Source organism: Streptomyces sp. M92 (genome assembly GCF_028473745.1).
Taxonomy (GTDB): Bacteria; Actinomycetota; Actinomycetes; order Streptomycetales; family Streptomycetaceae; genus Streptomyces.
In genome coordinates this window covers 2,527,875-2,545,905 of sequence record NZ_CP101137.1, presented here as the reverse complement: position 1 = coordinate 2,545,905, position 18,031 = coordinate 2,527,875, and the positions used below count along the sequence as shown (strand labels likewise).

Sequence of the window (18,031 nt, the reverse complement as noted above, 5' to 3'; positions counted from 1 at the left end):
CGCCCCCTTCATGCCGCGGCCGGTGACCGCCCCGGACCACCTCGACTACCGCCACGAGGGCTCACGCGTCCACGTGGCCGAGCGTCAGCGGGGCGCCGATGCCACCGCCGTCTGGCAGCTCGCGACCCAGATCCCCGGGTTCCTGGTGAGCCTCGCCGTGGTCGCGGTGTTCACCTTCACGACGTTCGGGCCAGTCATGGGCCCGGTGCTCCTGCTGGCCTGGCTGGCGTCCGGTGCCCTCGTCTTCCACCGACCCACCGAACTGCTCTTCGCCCGGCGGGTGCTCGAACTGCGGGCCCCGCTCGCCGAGGAACGCACCCGCCTGGAACCGATCTGGCGCGAGGTGACCGCCCGCGCGGGCATCGAGGGCGACACCTACGAGCTGATGATCGAGAACAGCACCGACCTGAACGCGAGCGCGGCCGCCGGCCACATCGTCGGCGTCACCACCTACGCCCTCAACCGGATCCCGAGCAGCAACCTGGCCGCCGTACTCGCCCACGAACTGGGCCACCACACGGGCGGCCACGCCTGGGCCGGACTGCTCGGCTACTGGTACTCGCTGCCCGGCCGGATCGCCTGGGCCGTCGCCCGCGGGTTCGCCCGGGCGGCGCTCGCCGTCTCCCGCGTGTTCTCGGTCGCGGCGACCGGGGTCCTGTACCTCTTCCTGGGCTGTGTGCTGGTGGCCGCCTTCATGGCCGTCCCGTACATCGCCGTCCCCCTGGTGGCGGCGCCGCACCTGCTCGCCTACGCCGGCCGCCAGGGTGAGCTGCGCGCCGACCAGGCGGCGGCCGCCCTGGGCTTCGCCCCGCAGCTCACCGAGGTGCTGCACCATTTCCAGGCCGAGGAGGACACCGCGAAGGCCCTCGCCGCGGCCCAGGGCCAATGGCTCAAGCAGCCCTCGGGCCTGGCGAAGCTGCTCTCCTCGCACCCCGACAACTACACCCGCATGCGCGCCCTGGAACCCCACCTCCAACGGACCCGCTGACGCGCCCGGACACGCCGAAGGGCGGCCACCCCACGGGGGTGGCCGCCCTTCGGTCGGTCAAGCGAGCACTCGCTTACTGGTTGTACGGACCGTAGTCGTAGTCCTCCAGCGGAACGGCCTGGCCGGAGCCCGTGCCGAACGGCGAGTAGTCGATGTCGTCGTAGCCGACGGCCGAGTACATCGCGGCCTTGGCCTCCTCGGTCGGCTCGACCCGGATGTTGCGGTAGCGGGACAGACCCGTACCGGCCGGGATGAGCTTACCGATGATGACGTTCTCCTTGAGGCCGATGAGGCTGTCGGACTTGGCGTTGATCGCCGCGTCCGTCAGGACTCGGGTCGTCTCCTGGAAGGAGGCGGCCGACAGCCAGGATTCCGTCGCCAGCGAGGCCTTGGTGATACCCATCAGCTGCGGACGACCGGAGGCCGGGTGACCGCCCTCCTGGACCACACGACGGTTCTCGGTCTCGAACTTCGAGCGCTCCACCAGCTCGCCGGGCAGCAGCTCGGCGTCGCCGGACTCGATGATCGTCACGCGGCGCAGCATCTGCCGGATGATGATCTCGATGTGCTTGTCGTGGATCGACACGCCCTGCGAGTTGTAGACCTTCTGGACCTCGCCGACCAGGTGGACCTGGACGGCACGCTGGCCCAGGATGCGCAGCACGTCGTGCGGGTTGGTGGCACCCACGGTGAGCTTCTGGCCCACCTCGACGTGGTCGCCCTCGCCCACCAGCAGACGGGCACGCTTCGAGATCGGGAACGCCGTCTCGTCGCTGCCGTCGTCCGGGGTGACGACGATCTTCTTGGTCTTCTCGGTCTCCTCGATCCGGACGCGGCCGGAGGCCTCGGAGATCGGGGCGACACCCTTCGGGGTACGGGCCTCGAAGAGCTCGACGACACGCGGCAGACCCTGGGTGATGTCGTCACCGGCCACACCACCGGTGTGGAAGGTACGCATCGTCAGCTGGGTACCGGGCTCACCGATGGACTGGGCGGCGATGATGCCGACCGCCTCACCGATGTCGACCAGCTTGCCGGTGGCCAGCGAGCGGCCGTAGCACATGGCGCAGGTGCCGACCTGGGACTCGCAGGTCAGGATCGAGCGGGTCTTGACCTCCTCGACACCGTGGCGCACGAGCTGGTCGATGAGCACGTCACCGAGGTCGACGTTGGCCGGCGCGATCACCTTGCCGTCGATGACGACGTCCTCGGCGAGCATGCGGGCGTACACGCTGGTCTCGACGTCCTCGGCCTTGTGCAGCGTGCCGTCCGCGTCGCGCGTGGCGATCGGCAGCTTGAGACCGCGCTCGGTGCCGCAGTCCTCCTCGCGAATGATGACGTCCTGGGAGACGTCGACCAGACGACGCGTGAGGTAACCCGAGTCGGCGGTACGCAGAGCGGTGTCCGCCAGACCCTTACGGGCACCGTGCGTGGAGATGAAGTACTCCAGCACGGACAGGCCCTCACGGAAGGAGGCCTTGATGGGACGCGGGATCGTCTCGTTCTTCGCGTTCGACACCAGACCACGCATACCGGCGATCTGACGCATCTGCATCATGTTGCCTCGTGCACCCGAGTTCACCATCATGAAGATCGGGTTGGTCTTCGGGAAGTTGTCGTTCATCGCCTCGGCGACCTCGTTGGTCGCCTTGGTCCAGATCGCGATGAGCTCCTGCGTGCGCTCGTCCTTGGTGATCAGACCGCGCTCGTACTGCTTCTGGACCTTCTCGTCCTGCGCCTCGTAGCCGCGGACGATCTCCTTCTTCGCCTCGGGAACGACGACGTCGGAGATGGCCACGGTCACGCCGGAACGGGTGGCCCAGAAGAAGCCGGCCGCCTTCAGGTTGTCGAGCGTCGCCGCCACGATGACCTTCGGGTAGCGCTCGGCGAGGTCGTTGACGATCTCGGAGAGCTGCTTCTTGCCGACCTCGTAGTCGACGAAGGGGTAGTCCTCGGGCAGCAGCTCGTTGAAGAGCGCGCGGCCCAGCGTGGTCTTCAGGGTGAAGGTGTCACCCTGCTGCCACTCCGGCTCACCCTCCTCGCGGGCCGGGGGCTCCCAGCCGCGGGGCGGGATGGTGCCCACCGGGAAGCGGATGTCGACCTTCGACTGGAGCGACAGGTCGCCCGCGTCGAACGCCATGATCGCCTCGGCGGCGGAACCGAAGGCACGGCCCTCGCCCTTGAGGTCGCGGCCCTCGCCGTCGGTGGTGAGGAAGAACAGCCCGAGGACCATGTCCTGGGTCGGCATCGTCACCGGACGGCCGTCGGCCGGCTTGAGGATGTTGTTCGAGGACAGCATCAGGATGCGGGCCTCGGCCTGCGCCTCCGCGGAGAGCGGCAGGTGGACGGCCATCTGGTCACCGTCGAAGTCCGCGTTGAACGCGGTGCAGACGAGCGGGTGGATCTGGATGGCCTTGCCCTCGACCAGCTGCGGCTCGAAGGCCTGGATGCCGAGGCGGTGCAGCGTGGGCGCACGGTTCAGCAGAACCGGGTGCTCCGCGATGACCTCTTCGAGCACGTCGTACACGACCGTGCGGCCGCGCTCGACCATGCGCTTGGCGCTCTTGATGTTCTGCGCGTGGTTCAGGTCGACCAGGCGCTTCATCACGAACGGCTTGAAGAGCTCCAGCGCCATGGCCTTGGGCAGACCGCACTGGTGCAGCTTCAGCTGCGGGCCGACGACGATGACGGAACGCGCCGAGTAGTCGACTCGCTTGCCGAGCAGGTTCTGACGGAAGCGGCCCTGCTTGCCCTTGAGCATGTCGCTCAGGGACTTCAGCGGACGGTTGCCGGGGCCCGTGACCGGGCGACCGCGACGGCCGTTGTCGAAGAGGGCGTCCACGGCCTCCTGGAGCATGCGCTTCTCGTTGTTCACGATGATCTCGGGCGCGCCGAGGTCGAGAAGCCGCTTCAGGCGGTTGTTGCGGTTGATGACACGGCGGTACAGGTCGTTCAGGTCGGAGGTCGCGAAGCGGCCACCGTCCAGCTGCACCATCGGACGCAGGTCCGGCGGGATGACCGGCACGCAGTCGAGCACCATGCCCTTGGGGCTGTTGCTGGTCTGCAGGAACGCGGAGACGACCTTGAGGCGCTTGAGCGCACGGGTCTTCTTCTGGCCCTTGCCGGTGCGGATGATCTCGCGGAGGCGCTCGGCCTCCTCGTCGAGGTCGAAGGACTCCAGGCGCTTCTGCAGCGCGGCGGCGCCCATCGAGCCGTCGAAGTAGGTGCCGAAGCGGTCGCGCAGCTCGCGGTAGAGCAGCTCGTCGCCCTCCAGGTCCTGGACCTTGAGGTTCTTGAACCGGTTCCACACCTCGTCGAGGCGGTCGATCTCGCGCTGCGCACGGTCGCGCAGCTGCTTCATCTCACGCTCGGCACCCTCGCGCACCTTGCGGCGCACGTCGGCCTTGGCGCCCTCGGCCTCCAGCTCGGCGAGGTCGGTCTCGAGCTTCTTGGCGCGGGCCTCCAGGTCGGAGTCGCGGCGCTGCTCGATCTGCTGGCGCTCGACGGAGACGTGGGCCTCCAGCGAGGGCAGGTCGCGGGTGCGGCGCTCCTCGTCCACGAAGGTGATCATGTACGCGGCGAAGTAGATGACCTTCTCGAGGTCCTTCGGCGCCAGGTCCAGCAGGTAGCCCAGGCGCGACGGGACGCCCTTGAAGTACCAGATGTGGGTGACGGGGGCGGCCAGCTCGATGTGGCCCATCCGCTCACGGCGCACCTTGGCGCGCGTGACCTCGACGCCACAGCGCTCACAGATGATGCCCTTGAAGCGGACGCGCTTGTACTTGCCGCAGTAGCACTCCCAGTCCCGGGTCGGACCGAAGATCTTCTCGCAGAAGAGTCCGTCCTTCTCGGGCTTGAGGGTGCGGTAGTTGATGGTCTCGGGCTTCTTGACCTCGCCGTGGCTCCACTGACGGATGTCGTCAGCGGTGGCCAGACCGATCCGGAGCTCGTCGAAGAAGTTGACGTCGAGCACTATGCGTCAATCCCTCTCAGGGTTGTAAGTCTGTGGTCTGAAACGGGGGTCGCGGGATCGGCGGGGCCTCCGGGTGGGAGGCCCCGCCTGACTCCCGTCAGACCTCTTCGACGCTGCTCGGCTCGCGCCGGGACAGGTCGATGCCGAGCTCCTCCGCAGCGCGGAAGACGTCCTCGTCGGTGTCACGCATCTCGATGGACATGCCGTCCGAGGACAGCACCTCCACGTTGAGGCACAGGGACTGCATCTCCTTGATGAGCACCTTGAAGGACTCGGGGATGCCGGGCTCAGGGATGTTCTCGCCCTTGACGATGGCCTCGTAGACCTTCACGCGGCCGGTGACGTCGTCGGACTTGATGGTCAGCAGCTCCTGGAGGGCGTACGCGGCGCCGTAAGCCTCCAGCGCCCACACCTCCATCTCACCGAAGCGCTGGCCACCGAACTGGGCCTTACCACCCAGCGGCTGCTGGGTGATCATCGAGTACGGACCGGTCGACCGGGCGTGCAGCTTGTCGTCGACCAGGTGGTGGAGCTTGAGGATGTACATGTACCCGACCGAGATCGGGTCCGGGAACGGCTCACCGCTGCGGCCGTCGAACAGCCGCGCCTTGCCGGACGGGAGCACCATGCGCTCGCCGTCGCGGTTCGGGATGGTGTGCTGGAGCAGGCCGGCCAGCTCGTCCTCGCGGGCACCGTCGAAGACGGGGGTGGCGACGTTGGTGCCGGGCTCGACCTTGTCGGCGCCGATCGCCTGGAGGCGCTGCGCCCACTCGTCCGCGAGGCCGGAGACGTCCCAGCCGCGGCTGGCGAGCCAGCCGAGGTGGATCTCCAGGACCTGTCCCGGGTTCATTCGGGACGGGACACCCAGCGGGTTCAGGATGATGTCGACGGGCGTGCCGTCCTCCAGGAACGGCATGTCCTCGATCGGGTTGATCTTGGAGATGACGCCCTTGTTGCCGTGGCGGCCGGCGAGCTTGTCACCGTCGGTGATCTTGCGCTTCTGTGCGACGTAGACGCGGACCAGCTGGTTCACGCCGGGCGGCAGCTCGTCGCCCTCCTCGCGGTCGAAGACGCGGACGCCGATGACCTTGCCGATCTCGCCGTGCGGCACCTTCAGGGAGGTGTCGCGGACCTCGCGCGCCTTCTCACCGAAGATCGCGCGGAGCAGGCGCTCCTCCGGGGTCAGCTCGGTCTCACCCTTGGGCGTGACCTTGCCGACCAGGATGTCGCCGGCGACGACCTCGGCACCGATGCGGATGATGCCGCGCTCGTCGAGGTCGGCGAGGACCTCCTCGGAGACGTTCGGGATGTCCCGGGTGATCTCCTCGGGGCCGAGCTTGGTGTCACGGGCGTCGACCTCGTGCTCCTCGATGTGGATCGAGGAGAGGACGTCGTCCTGCACGAGGCGCTGCGACAGGATGATCGCGTCCTCGTAGTTGTGACCCTCCCACGGCATGAACGCGACCAGCAGGTTCTTGCCGAGCGCCATCTCGCCGTTCTCGGTGGCCGGGCCGTCGGCCAGGACCTGGCCCTCGATGACCCGGTCGCCCTCGGCGACGATGACCTTCTGGTTGACCGAGGTGCCCTGGTTGGACCGGGAGAACTTGGCCAGGCGGTACGTGATGTACGTGCCGTCGTCGTTGGTCGTGGTGATGTAGTCCGCGGAGACCTCCTGGACCACACCCGCCTTCTCGGCCTTGACCACGTCGCCGGCGTCGGCGGCGGAGCGGTACTCCATGCCGGTGCCGACCAGCGGGGACTCGCTCTTGATGAGCGGCACCGCCTGACGCATCATGTTCGCGCCCATGAGGGCACGGTTGGCGTCGTCGTGCTCGAGGAACGGGATCATGGCGGTCGCGACCGACACCATCTGGCGCGGCGAGACGTCCATGTAGTCGACGTCGTCACCGGGGACGTAGTCGACCTCTCCGCCACGGCGGCGGACCAGGACGCGGGCCTCGGAGAAGCGCATGTCGTCGTTGAGCGTGGCGTTGGCCTGCGCGATGACGAAGCGGTCCTCCTCGTCGGCGGTCAGGTAGTCCACGTCGTCCGTGACCTGGCCGTCGACGACCTTGCGGTAGGGCGTCTCGATGAAACCGAACGGGTTGATCCGGCCGTACGAGGCGAGCGAGCCGATCAGACCGATGTTCGGGCCTTCGGGCGTCTCGATCGGGCACATGCGGCCGTAGTGCGACGGGTGCACGTCGCGGACCTCGAAGCCGGCCCGCTCACGGGAGAGACCACCCGGGCCGAGGGCGTTCAGACGACGCTTGTGCGTCAGCCCCGACAGCGGGTTGTTCTGGTCCATGAACTGGGACAGCTGGCTGGTGCCGAAGAACTCCTTGATGGAGGCGACGACCGGCCGGATGTTGATCAGGGTCTGCGGCGTGATCGCCTCGACGTCCTGGGTGGTCATGCGCTCGCGCACGACGCGCTCCATACGGGCCAGCCCCGTACGGACCTGGTTCTGGATCAGCTCGCCGACGTTGCGGATGCGGCGGTTGCCGAAGTGGTCGATGTCGTCGGTCTCGACGACGATCTCCCGGCCGGACTCGCCGATCGTCTCGGTCTCACCGGCGTGCAGCTTCACCAGGTACTTGATGGTGGCGATGACGTCGTCGGTGGTGAGCACGCCGGCGTCCAGCGGCTCGTCCGCGCCGAGCTTCTTGTTGACCTTGTAGCGGCCGACCTTGGCGAGGTCGTAGCGCTTCGGGTTGAAGTACAGGTTCTCCAGCAGCGTCTGCGCGGCCTCACGCGTGGGGGGCTCGCCCGGACGCAGCTTGCGGTAGATGTCGAGCAGCGCGTCGTCCTGGCCCTGGGTGTGGTCCTTCTCCAGGGTGGCGCGCATGGACTCGTACTCGCCGAACTCCTCGAGGATCTGCTCGGTGGTCCAGCCGAGCGCCTTGAGCAGGACGGTCACGGACTGCTTGCGCTTGCGGTCGATGCGCACACCGACCATGTCGCGCTTGTCGATCTCCATCTCCAGCCAGGCACCCCGGGACGGGATGATCTTGGCGGAGAAGATGTCCTTGTCGGACGTCTTGTCGATGGAGGAGTCGAAGTAGACGCCCGGCGAGCGGACCAGCTGCGACACGACGACACGCTCGGTGCCGTTGATGACGAAGGTGCCCTTGTTGGTCATGAGCGGGAAGTCGCCCATGAAGACCGTCTGGGACTTGATCTCGCCGGTCTCGTTGTTGGTGAACTCGGCGGTGACGAAGAGCGGGGCCGCGTACGTGAAGTCGCGGTCCTTGCACTCGTCGATGCTGTTCTTGGGGGGCTCGAAGCGGTGGTCGCGGAACGTCAGCGACATCGACCCGGAGAAGTCCTCGATCGGCGAGATCTCCTCGAAGATCTCTTCCAGACCGGACTTGGTGGGGACGTCCTGACCGGACTCCAGAGCCGACTCGACGCGAGCCTTCCAGGCGTCGTTGCCGAGGAGCCAGTCGAAGCTCTCGGTTTGCAGCGCGAGAAGGTTCGGAACCTCGAGGGGCTCCTTGATCTTTGCAAAGGAGATGCGCAGCGGGGCGGTGCTGGCAGCGTTGTTCGTATTCGCGGTCGAGGCATTGCGCGAGGCGGCCAAGAGGGGGTCCTTCCGAGGGCTCGGACTCACTACGCGCGTACCGGCCCCTCTTCCGTGCACGGAGACAGGGGGTGCCTTTCGTGGCTAAAGAGCCAGGTCGGGCATGCTCTGGTCGTCAGTGCTCGGGCGAGGGCAGACCCCTGGTGACGGGCAGGGGGCAGCTAACAGGCAGCGCAAAGGGTCAGTGTAGCCACTTGGCACACTGATGTCCAGTGCGGTTCTCGCGGACCGTGTTCGCTCCTCGTTGTTCTCACCACCTGTGCGGCAAGGCCTCGCCCTCAACGCACCCAGATACTGCCCTCTTCGCCGTCGATCCATGCCTCGGATTCGGATCCTTTGACGACGCCCTGAGAATTGCGCGCTGCGTGCGGTTCGTCAAGGCCCCCCTAGGCCCGAACCGGTTGCCTCCAGCGGCTCTCAGGGCCCCGGAGACGGCACGACGAAGATCACCATACTCTTCGCCGTCACACGTGCAAGGCAGCCGCCGCCCAACCCCCGGTACGCCGAAGAGCGACCACCCGGATGGATGATCGCTCTTCGGTGCTACGGCGTTACAGACCCTGACGGATCCGTGGTGCCGGTGCGGTCTTACTTGACCTCGACGGAGGCGCCGGCGCCCTTGAGGGACTCGGCGGCCTTGTCAGCGGCCTCCTTGTTGACCTTCTCGAGGACCGGCTTCGGGGTGCCGTCGACGAGGTCCTTGGCCTCCTTCAGACCCAGGGAGGTCAGCTCACGCACGACCTTGATGACCTGGATCTTCTTGTCGCCGGCGCCGGTGAGGATGACGTCGAACTCGTCCTTCTCCTCGGGGGCGTCAGCAGCGGCGCCACCAGCGGCACCACCGGCGACGACGACCGGCGCGGCAGCGGCGGCGGTGACGTCGAACTTCTCCTCGAAGGCCTTCACGAACTCGGAGAGCTCGATGAGGGTCATCTCCTCGAACTGGGCGAGCAGGTCGTCCTGGCTGAGCTTCGCCATGATGGCGGTCCTTCCACTAATTCGGCAGGTGCCGGATGTACGGGGTGAGGCGGGCGTACGTCGGGCCCGCTGCGATCCGTGCCGTTTTCAGGCGGCCCGGATCAGAAAGCGAGCCGAATTACTCGGCACCGCCCTGCTCGTCCTGCTTGGCACGGAGCGCGTCCACGGTGCGGACGAGCTTCGACGGCAGCGCCTGGAAGACGGAGGCAGCCTGGGACTGCTTCGCCTTGAAGGCACCGGCCAGCTTGGAGAGCAGAACCTCGCGGGACTCGAGGTCCGCGAGCTTCTTGATCTCGTCGGCGGACATCGCCTTGCCGTCAAGGACTCCGCCCTTGATGACGAGGTTCGGGTTGTCCTTGGCGAAGTCGCGCAGACCCTTCGCCGACTCCACCGGGTCACCGGTGACGAAGGCGACGGCCGTCGGACCAGCGAAGAGCTGGTCGTCGAGCGTGATCCCGGCCTCGTTGGCCGCAATCTTGGTCAGCGTGTTCTTCACCACGGCGTACTGGGCGTTCTCACCGAGCGACCGGCGCAGCGTCTTGAGCTGCGCCACGGTGAGACCGCGGTACTCGGTCAGCACGGCGGCGTTGGAGCTGCGGAACTTGTCCGTCAGCTCGGCAACCGCGGCAGCCTTTTCGGGCGTCGCCATAGAGCCTCGGCCTCCTTCCGGGTGATTCGGACCGCGCGGACCCGAAGGAGGACTGGGGAAAACGAAACGCCCCGGCGCAGGCGCACGGGGCGTGACTCGACCGGTCGGCACGCGCCTGAGGCGCGCACTCCGGGAGTTCATCCACAGTCACCTGCGCGGGTCGTCCGCAGTTCAGCGGATCCTTCGGCCACCGTGACTCTCGCGAGCACACGGCAACGACCAGCGGTCTTTGGCTTCGTGGAAGAGCGTACGGGAACGGGGCAGTGTCAAGCAAATCCACCCGTACGGCGACTCAGCCCTGCTGGGCCTCCTTCATCATCTCCGCCAGGTCGACCGTGTCCTTGGCCGGCGGGGCGGTGACCTTCACGGGCTCGTTGATGCCGAGGAAGGTGATGGTCATGTCCAGCGGGCCCTTGTCGGCGTCGCCGCGCATCCGGAACTGCTTGGTCTGGTCGTCGCCGTCGACCCACATGTCCATCGTGAGCTTGTCGATGCCCATCTTCTCGTACTGCTCGATGCTCTTCTGCCGCTTCTCCTGGGTGGCCTTGTCCTCGTCCGCGAGGGACTTCTCCAGGTCGGCGAGGGCGACGGTGCCCTTGTAGTGGGTGGTCTCGACGCCGTCCACGGTCTCGGTGCCGACCTTCTCCACGTCCTTGGCGCCGGTGAGGAAGGTGGACTCGGTCGCCGGGTTCTTGTCGGCCTGGGAGGCTCCGCCCAGCTGGTTCAGCTCGTCGCCGGCGCCCATCGCGGCCAGGTCGAACTTCATCCAGCTCTTGCCGTCCATCTCCTTGGCCGCCGCGGCTCCGCCGCCGATGTACATGGCCTTGTCGACGATCCGGATCTCCGCCTTGGCGTCGGCGCCCTGGTCGAGCGCCGTCATCTTCATGCTCATCGCGAGCGTCGGCTCGATCCGCATCTGGGCCTCGGCCTCGACCCGGCCCTCCTCGGGAGCCTGCCCGGTCATGCGGTAGCTGAAGGAGTCGATCTCCTCCGTCTTCTTCGCCGCCTCGGCAACGGCCGCCGCCGGCGTCATCTCCGGGGACTCACCGGCCTCGTCCTCCTTGGAGCAGCCCACCGCACCGGCGGCGAGCAGCAGCGCGGCCAGTCCGGCACCGACGGGCATGCGTACGGAAGTCTTCATACGTTCCCCCCACGGGAATCAGTGAGCACGGGGCCACAGACGGCTTCTCCACAGCACGGAGATCGCTTCCCCACAGCCGCCTCTCAGACAGCCGCCGCTCAACAACGAGGACGCGAGCTTAACCGGAATGGTTCGAACGATCTTGTGATTTACGAGCGGTCCTGTGCTCTCTGTTGCTCATTCGTTGTCCCGCGCCTGCCGCAGCAGCTCCGTGAAGTCCGCGGTGTCGGAGGCCGGCGGGCGGTCGGCGGCCACCGCCACGCCGTAGTCGCTGTAGTACGCGGTCTGGGTCAGCTCCCCGGTCTCCGTCCGTCCCCGCTCGACCTTCTTGACCAGCAGGTCCCGGTCGTCCACCCAGATGTCGACGGTCTGCCCGGCCTGCCCGGCCGTGCCGCCCACGGTGCCGGTCCAGTGCGTGGTGCGCCGGCCGCAGGTCGTCTCCTGGCCCACCCTGCGTACGTCGTCGGAGGCCAGGAGCCGCTCCACCGTCCGGTCGGGCGTGGTACGGCGCATCCCGTCCGCGACACCGGCCGCGCCGCTCGAGAGGTCCTCCAGGTCGGCGTAGCCGTACTTGATCCAGTGCCGGCCGCCCACCCGGTCGGCGAACTCGTCGCCCATCCGGGCGTAGTACGCGTCGGGCAGGTACCGGGCCTCCATGGCGGTGGTGCCCAGCCTGCGCATCGTCTCGGCGGTCGTACCGCCCGTGTAGGTGATCTTCAGGGTGCCGGTGAGGCCGCCGTCCCAGCCGAGGACCCCCGTGGCTTCCAGGGAAAGCTCGCCGCCCATGGCGGTCGTGGACTCGACCCGCGCGGAGCCCGCCTGCTCGGTGGCCCGCTTGACCGAGCGCAAGGGCGCGGTGGACGGGTCGGCGGACTCCGTGGGGCCGGCGGGCCCGCCGGAGGAGGTGCAGGCCGTGACGCACCCCAGCGCCACCGTCACCGCGATCGACGCGACCGCACGGCGTGCCCCGCTGCTCGTGCCCCTCATCCGCCCACCCCCTGCCCCGCACGTTAACGCAGGGCCGCGGCACCCGTACGGAAAACCGAACGGGCCCCGCACCTCGGAAGGTGCGGGGCCCGTGAACCGGTGGGGCGAGCCGTGGGCTCAGACCGCGGCCGGGTCCTCCTCGACGAGGAGGTTGCGGGTGCGGTTGGAGTCCAGCGGAATGCCGGGGCCCATCGTGGTGCTGATGGCGGCCTTCTTGATGTACCGGCCCTTGGCGGCCGACGGCTTCAGACGGAGGACTTCCTCCAGCGCCGCGGCGTAGTTCTCCACCAGCTTGGTGTCGTCGAACGACGTCTTGCCGATGATGAAGTGCAGGTTCGAGTGCTTGTCGACGCGGAACTCGATCTTGCCGCCCTTGATGTCGTTGACAGCCTTGGCGACGTCCGGGGTCACGGTGCCGGTCTTCGGGTTCGGCATGAGACCACGGGGACCGAGCACGCGGCCGAGGCGGCCGACCTTGCCCATGAGGTCCGGGGTGGCGACGACGGCGTCGAAGTCCAGACGGCCCTTCGAAACCTCGTCGATCAGCTCGTCGGCGCCGACGATGTCGGCGCCCGCGGCACGCGCGGCCTCGGCACGGTCACCGGTCGCGAAGACCAGGACCCGGGCGGTCTTACCGGTGCCGTGCGGGAGGTTCACGGTGCCACGGACCATCTGGTCGGCCTTGCGCGGGTCGACACCCAGGCGGAAGGCGACCTCGACGGTGCCGTCGAACTTGGTCGTGGAGGTCTCCTTGGCGAGACGGACGGCCTCGAGCGGGGCGTAGAGCTTCTCCCGGTCGATCTTGGCGTCCGCAGCGCGGAGAGACTTGCTGCGCTTGCTCACTACTGCTCCTGTTGGCTTCTTAGGAGTCGTGGTCCGGGCCGAGCAGGCCCTGCCACTTCTGCTTGGTTACGGGGGTGGAGGTCAGCCCTCGACCGTGACGCCCATGGAACGCGCGGTACCGGCGATGATCTTCTCCGCCTGGTCCAGGTCGTTGGCGTTGAGGTCGGGCATCTTGGTGGTGGCGATCTCACGGACCTGCTCGCGCGTGATCTTCGCGACCTTGGTCTTGTGCGGCTCGCCGGAGCCCTTCTCCACGCCCGCGGCCTTGAGGATCATCTTGGCGGCCGGCGGCGTCTTGGTGATGAAGGTGAAGGAGCGGTCCTCGTAGACCGTGATCTCCACCGGGATGACCCAGCCACGCTGCGACTCGGTCGCGGCGTTGTAGGCCTTGCAGAACTCCATGATGTTCACGCCGTGCTGACCCAGCGCGGGGCCGACCGGCGGAGCCGGGTTGGCGGCACCGGCCTGGATCTGGAGCTTGATGAGCCCCGTGACCTTCTTCTTCTTGGGAGGCATAGCTCTCCGGGTCCTTTCGATTCGGGTCCTGCCCGCGTTTCGGGGACCACCCGGACGCAGGCATACCGCACAACGATAACGGGTATGGATGTGCGGCTGAAAACCGAGCAGGTCAGACGGGCAGCGAGGGCCCGTCCGACCTGTTCGGAAGCTGTACGTCCAGAAGAAGCTAGTTCTTCTGGATCTGGTCGAAGCTCAGCTCGACCGGGGTCTCGCGGCCGAAGATCTCGACGAGGCCCTTGACCTTCTTCGAGTCGGCGTTGATCTCGTTGATCGTGGCCTGCAGCGTGGCGAACGGGCCGTCGGTGACGGTGACCGAGTCGCCGACCTCGAAGTCCAGGACCTGGACCTCGACCTTGCGCTGCGGAGTCGGCTTGCCCTCGGCCTCGGCGGCCTCGCGGGCGGCCTTCTCCTCGGCCTCCGGGGCGAGCATCTTGACGATCTCGTCCAGCGTCAGCGGGTACGGGTCGTAGGCGTTGCCGACGAAGCCGGTGACGCCGGGGGTGTTGCGGACGACACCCCAGGACTCGTTGGTCAGGTCCATGCGGACGAGGACGTAGCCGGGCAGCTTGTTCTGCCGGATCGTCTTGCGGTCGCCGTTCTTGATCTGGACGACCTCTTCCTGCGGCACCTCGGCCTGGAAGATGTAGTCCTCGACGTTGAGGGAGACGGCGCGCTGCTCGAGGTTGGTCTTCACGCGGTTCTCGTAACCGGCGTAGGTGTGGATGACGTACCACTCGCCGGGGAGGACGCGCAGCTCACGGCGGAGCGCCTCGATCGGGTCGAGCTCGGGCTCCTCGGGCGCGGCCTCGGCCTCGTCGGCCCCGGCCTCGTCCGTCTCGGCTTCGTCGGCGTCCGGGGTTTCGGCCTCGGCGGCCTCGTCGGCGTCCGGGGTGTCGGCCTCGGCGATCTCGTCCGCGTCCGCGGCGGCGTCGTCGGCAGCCTCGGTCTCGGCGGAGACCTGGGTGTCCTCGTTGTCGGCGCCCTCGACGGTGCCGAGCTCGTCCTCGACGGACTCGACCGGCTCGATGGCGTCGTTCACGTTCGGGTCAGACACGGTGGCTGCTTCTTCCTGGATACATAGGGGTGGAACACGCGAAAGGGGCGCCGGGTACCTCGGCGCCCTTCGCTCTCGACTCAGCCGAAGACGTACTTGGCGGCGTGAGAGAAGCCATAGTCAATCAGAGTCACCAGGCCGATCATGATGACCACGAAGATGATCACCACGGTGGTGTACGTCGACAGCTGACTGCGAGTCGGCCAGACAACCTTGCGCAGCTCCGCGACGATCTGGCGGTAGAAGAGCGCCAGCCGCTTCAGCGGGCCCTTCTTGGCGCGCTTGCCGCCCTTGCGGGACTTCTTCTTGGAGTCCGGAGCCTCGTCCTCGGCATCAGGCATGTCGATGGAGCCCACGGCGTCCGTCACTCGTCCTCACCTGATTCCGGGTCGTGGCCGTGCCGCGCCCGGTCTGAGCCGCACGGCGGTGCATTGCTGTACGTACATGCGCACACATCCTGGCGAAGGTGTGTGTAGCAGGGCCGGAGGGACTTGAACCCCCAACCGCTGGTTTTGGAGACCAGTGCTCTACCAATTGAGCTACGACCCTTTGTGTGTCCCCAACGTACCGCATCCGCCCGGGTGCTCGGTGTGCACCGGATGAGCGCGGGCCGCTGAAGGCCAACGAGGTGAGAGTGTACGTGCTCAACGGCCGGGCGTCGAACAGAAAGGACGACCGGACTGATGTTCAGGGCTCCGCCCGGTCCGGTGGCGGGTCCCGTGCGAGCCCGGTCCGGTGCGGTATCGGGTCCTGGGCCGGTGCGGTATCGGGGTCCTGGGTCGGTGCGGTATCAGGTCCCGGTCCGGTTCTGTTCAGTCCGTGAAACCCCTGTGCCCGGGAAGTTTCCGGTCTGGAACGATGGGGCCATGAGCGCTGCAACTCCTCCCACCGAGCGCCGGGTCTCCGCCCGAGTCGGCGCGATCTCCGAGTCCGCCACCCTGGCCGTGGACGCCAAGGCCAAGGCCCTCAAGGCCGCCGGGCGACCGGTGATCGGCTTCGGCGCCGGTGAACCCGACTTCCCGACGCCGGACTACATCGTCGAGGCCGCGATCGAGGCCTGCAAGAACCCGAAGTTCCACCGCTACACGCCGGCCGGCGGCCTGCCCGAGCTGAAGGCCGCGATCGCCGCGAAGACGCTGCGCGACTCCGGCTACGAGGTCGACCCGTCGCAGATCCTGGTCACCAACGGCGGCAAGCAGGCCATCTACGAGGCGTTCGCCGCGATCCTCGACCCGGGCGACGAGGTCATCGTCCCGGCGCCGTACTGGACGACGTACCCCGAGTCGATCCGGCTGGCCGGCGGTGTCCCGGTCGAGGTCGTCGCCGACGAGACCACCGGCTACCGCGTGAGCGTGGAGCAGCTGGAGGCCGCGCGCACCGAGAAGACGAAGGTCGTCCTCTTCGTGTCGCCGTCGAACCCGACGGGTGCTGTGTACAGCGAGGCCGAGACCGAGGCGATCGGCAAGTGGGCCGTCGAGCACGGGCTGTGGGTGCTGACGGACGAGATCTACGAGCACCTCGTCTACGGCGACGCCTCCTCGGTTTCCATGCCGGCGGTCCTGCCCGAGCTGCGCGACAAGTGCATCGTGGTCAACGGTGTCGCCAAGACGTACGCGATGACCGGCTGGCGCGTCGGGTGGGTCATCGGCCCGAAGGACGTGGTCAAGGCCGCGACGAACCTCCAGTCGCACGCCACGTCCAACGTGTCCAACGTCGCCCAGGCGGCGGCGCTGGCCGCGGTCTCCGGTGACCTGGACGCCGTGGCGAAGATGCGGGAGGCCTTCGACCGGCGCCGCCGGACGATCGTGCGGATGCTCAACGAGATCGACGGCGTGCTGTGCCCGGAGCCGGAGGGGGCGTTCTACGCCTACCCGTCGGTGAAGGGGCTGCTCGGCAAGGAGATCCGCGGTAAGCGTCCGCAGGACACGGTGGAGCTGGCCGCGCTGATCCTGGAGGAGGCCGAGGTCGCGGTGGTGCCGGGTGAGGCGTTCGGTACGCCCGGGTACCTGCGGCTGTCGTACGCGCTCGGGGACGAGGACCTCGTGGAGGGCGTGAGCCGGATCCAGAAGCTGCTGGCGGAGGCGCGGGACTGACCGCCGCGTCCGCCCCGCAGGGCCACCCCTCGACGTTGGGGGGTGGCCCTGTTTGTTTGTGCGAGCAAGACCACGTACGGGGAAAGTGCTGTCGGGCCGGGCGTGTCGTGCGGCAGGATCACGGAATGGAGCGTGTACGTGATCTCTCTGAACTGCCGAAGGCCCATCTGCACCTGCACTTCACCGGGTCGATGCGGCCCACGACCCTGCTGGAACTGGCCGACAAGCACGGTGTGCGGCTGCCCGAGACGCTGACCGAGGCGCTCGGCCGCGGCGAGTCGCCGAAGCTGCGGGCGACGGACGAGCGGGGGTGGTTCCGCTTCCAGCGGCTGTACGACGCGGCGCGGTCGTGTCTGCAGGAGCCGGAGGACATCCAGCGGCTGGTGCGGGAGGCCGCGGAGGAGGATCTGCGGGACGGGTCGCGCTGGCTGGAGATCCAGGTGGACCCGACGTCGTACGCGCCGCGGCTGGGTGGGCTGATCCCGGCGCTGGAGATCATCCTGGACGCGGTCGAGACGACCGTGCGGGACACCGGGATCGGGATGCGGGTGCTGGTGGCCGCGAACCGGATGAAGCATCCGCTGGACGCGCGGACGCTGGCGCGGCTGGCGGTGCGGTACGCGGATCGGGGGGTCGTCGGGTTCGGGCTCTCGAACGACGAGCGGCGGGGGATGGCGCGGGACTTCGACCGGGCGTTCGCGATCGCGCGGGACGGGGGGCTGCTGAGCGCGCCGCACGGGGGTGAGCTGACCGGGCCGGCGTCGGTACGGGACTGTCTGGACGATCTGGAGGCGGACCGGGTCGGGCACGGGGTGCGGGCGGCGGAGGACCCGCGGCTGCTGAAGCGGCTCGCCGACCGGCAGGTGACGTGCGAGGTGTGTCCGGCGTCGAACGTCGCGCTGGGCGTGTACGAGAAGCCGGAGGACGTGCCGCTGCGGACGCTGTTCGAGGCGGGGGTGCCGATGGCGCTGGGCGCGGACGATCCGCTGCTGTTCGGGGCGCGACTGGCGGCGCAGTACGAGATCGCGCGCGATCACCACGGGTTCACGGACGTGGAACTGGCGGAACTGGCGCGGCAGTCGGTGCGGGGTTCGGCTGCGCCGGAGGAGGTGAAGGGGAAGTTGCTGGCTGGGGTCGACGAGTGGCTTGCGGGGTAGGTCGGCGGGGTGCCTGCGGCGGCCTGCGGCTGTTCGGTGGGGGTGCGCGTAGCGCGGTGTGTTGCG

The 18,031-nt window shown here is 68.1% G+C and carries 13 protein-coding genes and 1 tRNA gene; 3 read left to right on the top strand and 11 right to left on the bottom strand.

All coding sequences use genetic code 11. From position 1 onward, the window contains the following. The first annotated feature begins 22 nt into the window (after nt 1-22). Nucleotides 23-988, top strand: a complete 966-nt coding sequence (locus M6G08_RS11605) for a M48 family metalloprotease (RefSeq protein WP_272587082.1) — start codon at nt 23-25, stop codon at nt 986-988. Nucleotides 989-1,061: 73 nt separating this feature from the next. On the opposite strand, the gene M6G08_RS11600 is transcribed toward M6G08_RS11605, so the two are convergent. The 11 genes from M6G08_RS11600 to M6G08_RS11550 form a co-directional block, all read right to left on the bottom strand. Next, nucleotides 1,062-4,961 carry a DNA-directed RNA polymerase subunit beta' gene (locus M6G08_RS11600; protein WP_272587081.1) on the bottom strand — a complete coding sequence of 1,300 codons (3,900 nt, stop codon included), beginning with the start codon at nt 4,959-4,961 and terminating at the stop codon, nt 1,062-1,064. Between the two features lie 97 nt (nt 4,962-5,058). Further along, a complete protein-coding gene (rpoB, locus tag M6G08_RS11595; RefSeq protein WP_272587080.1) occupies nt 5,059-8,544 on the bottom strand; it encodes a DNA-directed RNA polymerase subunit beta in 3,486 nt (1,161 codons plus the stop codon). A gap of 588 nt (nt 8,545-9,132) precedes the next feature. Then, a complete protein-coding gene (gene rplL, locus M6G08_RS11590) occupies nt 9,133-9,522 on the bottom strand; it encodes a 50S ribosomal protein L7/L12 (protein WP_217245510.1) in 390 nt (129 codons plus the stop codon). A 118-nt stretch (nt 9,523-9,640) separates the two neighbouring features. Beyond that, nucleotides 9,641-10,171 carry a 50S ribosomal protein L10 gene (gene rplJ, locus M6G08_RS11585; protein ID WP_052839547.1) on the bottom strand — a complete coding sequence of 177 codons (531 nt, stop codon included), beginning with the start codon at nt 10,169-10,171 and terminating at the stop codon, nt 9,641-9,643. A 292-nt stretch (nt 10,172-10,463) separates the two neighbouring features. Beyond that, nucleotides 10,464-11,312, bottom strand: coding sequence for an SCO4651 family lipoprotein (locus M6G08_RS11580; RefSeq protein WP_272587079.1), 849 nt, complete (start codon nt 11,310-11,312; stop codon nt 10,464-10,466). A 177-nt stretch (nt 11,313-11,489) separates the two neighbouring features. Beyond that, nucleotides 11,490-12,299, bottom strand: coding sequence for an SCO4651 family lipoprotein (locus M6G08_RS11575; protein WP_272587078.1), 810 nt, complete (start codon nt 12,297-12,299; stop codon nt 11,490-11,492). Between the two features lie 117 nt (nt 12,300-12,416). Beyond that, on the bottom strand, nt 12,417-13,142 hold the full coding sequence (gene rplA, locus M6G08_RS11570) for a 50S ribosomal protein L1 (protein ID WP_272587077.1): 726 nt from the start codon (nt 13,140-13,142) through the stop codon (nt 12,417-12,419). Nucleotides 13,143-13,223: 81 nt separating this feature from the next. Next, the gene (gene rplK, locus M6G08_RS11565) at nt 13,224-13,658 is read right to left on the bottom strand and encodes a 50S ribosomal protein L11 (protein ID WP_073725164.1); all 435 of its coding nucleotides are present in this window, start codon (nt 13,656-13,658) and stop codon (nt 13,224-13,226) included. Between the two features lie 169 nt (nt 13,659-13,827). Beyond that, nucleotides 13,828-14,715: a transcription termination/antitermination protein NusG gene (gene nusG, locus M6G08_RS11560; RefSeq protein ID WP_272587076.1), complete on the bottom strand. Its 888-nt coding sequence runs from the start codon at nt 14,713-14,715 to the stop codon at nt 13,828-13,830. An 80-nt stretch (nt 14,716-14,795) separates the two neighbouring features. After that, on the bottom strand, nt 14,796-15,083 hold the full coding sequence (gene secE, locus M6G08_RS11555) for a preprotein translocase subunit SecE (RefSeq protein ID WP_073725168.1): 288 nt from the start codon (nt 15,081-15,083) through the stop codon (nt 14,796-14,798). A 108-nt stretch (nt 15,084-15,191) separates the two neighbouring features. Continuing rightward, a tRNA-Trp gene (locus tag M6G08_RS11550) sits at nt 15,192-15,264 on the bottom strand. A 317-nt stretch (nt 15,265-15,581) separates the two neighbouring features. Here M6G08_RS11550 and M6G08_RS11545 point away from each other — a divergent pair. Then, the gene (locus M6G08_RS11545) at nt 15,582-16,808 is read left to right on the top strand and encodes a pyridoxal phosphate-dependent aminotransferase (RefSeq protein WP_272587075.1); all 1,227 of its coding nucleotides are present in this window, start codon (nt 15,582-15,584) and stop codon (nt 16,806-16,808) included. A 125-nt stretch (nt 16,809-16,933) separates the two neighbouring features. Further along, complete coding sequence (locus tag M6G08_RS11540) at nt 16,934-17,965, top strand: adenosine deaminase (RefSeq protein ID WP_272587074.1); 1,032 nt, start codon at nt 16,934-16,936, stop codon at nt 17,963-17,965. The last annotated feature ends 66 nt before the right edge of the window (nt 17,966-18,031 follow it).